1 protein-coding gene is annotated in these 515 nt (G+C 66.6%); it reads right to left on the bottom strand.

Translation table 11 applies throughout. The annotated features are described in order from the left end of the window. Positions 1-345 (bottom strand): VOC family protein (locus tag ACXJKJ_RS32260; protein WP_457395839.1); only part of this gene is annotated, 345 nt, incomplete at its 3' end. Positions 346-515: the final 170 nt, after the last annotated feature.

Here is a 515-nt window from a genome sequence, read left to right as displayed (position 1 = left end):
GACGTACACGGACAGGATCGGACCGGTCGCGCCAGTGCGCTGCACCGGTCCTTCTTCCACGACCACGCCCTGCGCATCCAGGTGCGCGAGGATCTCCTCCATCGTCGCGTAAGTGATCAGGCACAGGTCCGCCGCGCCCGGCGTGGGGCGATCGGCCTTGGGCTCGAACTCCTTGCCGTGCGCATGCAGGTTGATCTTCTGCATCCCGAAACGCAGGGCCTTGCGCCCCGCACCAACGTCGATGACCTCCATGCCCAGCACGCGCTGGTAGAAGTCGCAGGCGGTGGCGATGTCGGCCACGGTCAGGACAAGGTGGTCGAGGCGGTCGATGTGCAGGTCGGTCATGGCGGCGCGGGCGAGAAGGGGCAAGGCACTGTAGCTGCGCCGTGGCGACTGGGCGGTGATGGGGTGCAATCGGCCACATCCGGCACGGTCTGCGGTGCCCTATGCTTGCCGGCATGGAGACTGTTCGCCTGCTGGACCTGGATATCGATCGCACCCTGCAACAGGTGCGA

It is taken from the genome of Roseateles sp. P5_E1, from assembly GCF_054049335.1.
The sequence above is the reverse complement of the archived record's forward strand: the minus strand, read 5'-3'. Positions and strand labels throughout refer to the sequence as shown.